The following is a 4,138-nucleotide window of genomic DNA, read 5'->3' as shown; positions in this document are numbered from 1 at the left end:
AGGTAAATGATGAACGACTCACTCAAAACCAAAGAAGATGTTCTAGCTCTGGTTCAACGTATGGCGAATGAAGTCTACGATCCGTGTGGTATGGCCCGAGGTCTGGAACTCGGAATGGTAGATATGGGACTCATTCGAGATATCAACGTTCAGCCGAAAGAGAACGGATGGGATGTTTCTTTACGGATTCGTTTTACCTCTCCAGGATGCCTCTACTTCCTCTACTTCGAGCGGGAAATTCGTCACCGACTAGAAGCATTTCCTCAAATTGAAGTCCTTAATATTGAATGGGATGATGTCTGTGATTGGACGCCTGAGGATTTGAGTGAGGCGGCTCAATCAAAGTTTAAGGAACATAATGAAAAGCTTCAAGAAGCTGCGTTGCAACAGCAGCGGTAGAGACAGAACTCCAAGGCGATGAAGAAAGCAGGGCATCTCAGAATTTCTCCATAACTTCTGTTCATGAAATTGATTAACAATGTTTGCTGTCAAAAGGGAAAGATAACCGCTATCACTGAAAAACTAACAGCAGATAGCTATCTAAAAGTACAACTTCGAGATTCTAGTCCGGCGCAGGAAGAGTAATAAAAAACACCATTAACTTAGGAGCATTCAGGATATGGGAGAACATCAGTTCACCCTTCAACGCACCCTATCAGAAACAGCAGAACAACTTGGGAAAAGAGCTATGGAGTTGGGGCTTATTCCTAGTTTTGTTGTACGTTACTTCCCAGATAATTGGGAGTTCTACATTCCTAACGAAAACGAATCGGGTTCCCTTACACCAGAAGAAGCATACCTCCATCTCAAGGAATTAGTTAAACAATCTGGCAAATAGGTATCCTCTCAGACAGTTCATCAAAGTTTCTAGATGCGAAAGAATATTTAGCAAGGTAAAAAGCTAACAATACATTTTTATTTTAGCTTTTTACCGAATATTGTTTTCCCTTATCTATTTATAAACGACTCAAATTTCAATAAAGCTAAGTCTAGAAATCTAAGTCTAAAGATTTACACTTTCATGAAACTTATAACCTAGCGTATTCGGAAGATAATTACAGCATACCCTTACTTTTATAGGACTACTAAAAAAAACAATATGTCATACAGAAAGAACAAGGCGAAGCCAGTACCATTGATGAGCATAAATCGTTTTGAAATGTTCAGTGATGGTATATTTGCAATTGCTATGACGCTTCTTGTTATCGAAATAAAACTTCCTGATTTATCGCGTACTACGCCGTCAGAAGCACTGACGCAACTGCTTGACATCGGACCACACCTTTTGAGTTACGTTACCAGTTTTATAGTCATCGGTGTTATTTGGTTAAATCATCACGCACTCTTCCACTTATTGAAGCGTGTTGACCGTGCTGCGCTTGTCATAAACTTACTGTTGTTGATGTGCGTAGCATTTATACCATATTCCACAGCACTTATTGGAAGTTATGGGGAATTACGGTCTGTCGTAATATTTTACGGACTATCGCTTGCCATCACTGGAATTGCTTATAATGCCCTTTGGTTTTATGTTGTCCATAAATACATATTGAGTGAAAATTTGATTCATCACAGAGCGATTCGGAAAGCCACCATCTGGAGTATTGGATACCCAATTTCATATTTCGCCGCATCTGGTTTAGCGTTCATTAGCACGACACTGAGCATTGCCCTCTACATATTCATTCCGCTGTTTTATCTTTTCCCTGGGGTAATTGATGAGCAGCTAACCCAAATAAAAAATGGGGCAACTTCAGATTAGCGCTCTCAAGTTGTAAAGGAGGACGTAAGTTTAAAGTTGGACACCGCGTTACCACGCTCATAGTCAAGATTATTGGTTCCGGCTGAACATGAAGAATCACTGCCCTATGAGACGTGACACCGTTTGGGTGATGGCGATTATCTGTGCATTTGCCGTTGCGAATTTGTACTACAACCAACCGCTACTTGCACAGATAGGACAGAGTTTTCAAGTATCCGCTCAACAGGCAGGCTTCATCCCCATGTTCACGCAAATCGGCTATGCCGTGGGCATGTTCCTGTTTGTCCCCTTGGGCGACCTGATGGAACGGCGGAAGTTAATTGTTACCATGCTCGCAGCTACTGCCTGCGCTCTCTTGGCGGCGGCGGTGTCCTCAAGCCTTACCTGGCTGGTTGTGGCTAGCCTGGTGATTGGCATGACAACAATTGTCGCGCAACTAATTATTCCCTTTGCCGCTCAACTCAGCTTACCTCAACAGCGAGGAAAAGTCGTAGGAACTGTGATGAGCGGCTTGTTCATCGGCATCCTTTTGGCGCGAACGGTGAGCGGATTTATCGGAGCACGTTTTGGTTGGCAAGGGATGTATTGGATTGCGGGAGGACTGATGATTGTCCTCGCCTGTAGCGCCTCTGTGTTGCTCCCATACTGTCAGCCTCAGATCAAGATGTCTTACGGGCGATTGATGCAGTCATTATTCTGGTTAGTTCGCTCTCAGCCCATACTGCGCGAAGCTTCGATAATCGGAGCGATGTCGTTTGGGGCTTTCAGTGCCTTTTGGAGTACTCTTGTCTTCTTGCTGGAATCGCCGCCCTATTACTATGGAAGCGAAGTGGCTGGGTTGTTCGGCTTGGTGGGTGTGGTCGGTGCTGCGGCTGCGCCTGTTGTTGGGAGATTGGCAGATAGGAAAAGTCCAAGGCTGACAGTGGGCTTAGGTATTGCAATTACAACTTCGTCATTCTTCGTGTTTTGGTTATTTGGACACCAGCTCTGGGGTTTGATTGTCGGGGTCATCCTCTTGGACTTGGGTGTGCAAGCTACTCTTGTGTCTAACCAGACACGCATCTATAGCCTGCCATCAGAAATCCACAATCGCCTGAACGCGGTTTACATCATGTCCTATTTTGCGGGTGGAGCTATAGGGTCTTTTTTCGGTGCCTATGGTTGGAGTGTTTGGCAATGGCATGGAGTTTGCGCTGTCGGATTATTGATGCTGGTTGTGGCGATCGCTATTTTCGTGTGGAGGGCATAAGCCTCGACTTTCACTTCTCTTGCCAAAGTAACGTGTATCGAGTTCTCCACAACTCCTGTTCCTCTCTGTAAAAAGCAAGGGAAATGTCAAAGATGAAAAGCTTAAGTTCGTCCTTAACTCCCTAATCTTCCCTAGACACAACTCTCCTGAATTGAAAAACTGAACGGCAACAAACCTCAGTTGATTAGGAATAGAGACCAACGTGACAACTACAGTGCTAGTAGAGATAGTTCTGTTTACCGTGGTGTTGTGACTAAAAGAGACACTAAGGAGTCTGTGGTTGTCAAGGGAACTGTACCGAGATCCCTAAAGCTTCAGTTCAAGGTTCTCTGCGTACAGAAAGAGTTGGAGATGAGTGAGGTTCTGGAGGATCTGATCGAGAAATGGATACAAGCAGATGCGCCTGTTCCAGAATCCCCCGCCGATGTGTCTGACGAAGATTATGAAGATGTTAAAGGATACATTCCAAAATCTCTAAAGCTTCAGTTCAAAGTCCTCTGCACACAGAAACGAGTCAAGATGCGTTATGTTCTGTATCAACTCATCAATGAATGGGTGCAGATGGATTAGTAGCCTACCTACCATACGACGCGAAGCCAAGCTGATGGTATCGCTGGTGACAGAGGGTACAGGAGCCGAAGGAGGGGACAAAAGTTATCATCTGTGCCGTTTGAGAGGGCGGAATATGGGGTACTCACAACATCCTCAGAGAATTTTTGTAATTTTAAGTACTTACAGCCTCAGGGACTTTTTGTAATATACTGCCAGCCGTAACTAGCTGTGGTTCCGGAGCTACTGATGTTACCGCTCTTATAGCGGTGCTTGTGAGGAGGAGCTTGGTAATAAAGCATTGGGCACTCTTTGAAAAGACCCCGGACTTTAACACATTCCCAAAATGAATCTGCACAAGCCAAGACGCAAGCGCGGGATTATCCTCACCCCTGAAGGATGGCAAAAACTTCAGGAGGCAAGACTCAGGTCGGAGTATGAGGAAAATTCTGGAAACAAGTATACCCTTGAAGAATTAAGTGAACGCACTGGACTAGATCCTAGTACAGTAGTGAGAGTATCAGCTTGCAAAGAAGGGGTTGACAAACAAACACTTGAGCGTTTTTTTAGAGCTTTTA

At 44.5% G+C, this 4,138-nt stretch carries 5 protein-coding genes and 1 pseudogene; all 6 read left to right on the top strand.

What is annotated here, in order from left to right; genetic code table 11:
- The first annotated feature begins 6 nt into the window (after positions 1-6).
- Positions 7-399 (top strand): hypothetical protein, encoded by a 393-nt coding sequence (locus V6C93_RS31730; protein ID WP_333480670.1) that lies wholly within the window; start codon positions 7-9, stop codon positions 397-399.
- 220 nt (positions 400-619) lie between these two features.
- On the top strand, positions 620-838 hold the full coding sequence (locus tag V6C93_RS31725) for a hypothetical protein (RefSeq protein ID WP_333480669.1): 219 nt from the start codon (positions 620-622) through the stop codon (positions 836-838).
- Positions 839-1,138: 300 nt separating this feature from the next.
- Positions 1,139-1,762: a TMEM175 family protein gene (locus tag V6C93_RS31720; protein ID WP_333480668.1), complete on the top strand. Its 624-nt coding sequence runs from the start codon at positions 1,139-1,141 to the stop codon at positions 1,760-1,762.
- A gap of 106 nt (positions 1,763-1,868) precedes the next feature.
- Complete coding sequence (locus V6C93_RS31715; protein ID WP_333480667.1) at positions 1,869-3,011, top strand: MFS transporter; 1,143 nt, start codon at positions 1,869-1,871, stop codon at positions 3,009-3,011.
- Between the two features lie 249 nt (positions 3,012-3,260).
- Positions 3,261-3,581: a hypothetical protein gene (locus V6C93_RS31710; RefSeq protein WP_333480666.1), complete on the top strand. Its 321-nt coding sequence runs from the start codon at positions 3,261-3,263 to the stop codon at positions 3,579-3,581.
- A gap of 325 nt (positions 3,582-3,906) precedes the next feature.
- Positions 3,907-4,138: pseudogene (locus V6C93_RS31705) on the top strand (ATP-binding protein); the annotation flags it as partial.

It is taken from the genome of Allocoleopsis sp. (genome assembly GCF_036703385.1).
Lineage (GTDB): Bacteria > Cyanobacteriota > Cyanobacteriia > Cyanobacteriales > Coleofasciculaceae > Allocoleopsis.
Note: the sequence above shows the minus strand (reverse complement) of the source record. Positions and strands in the feature narration are given on the sequence as shown.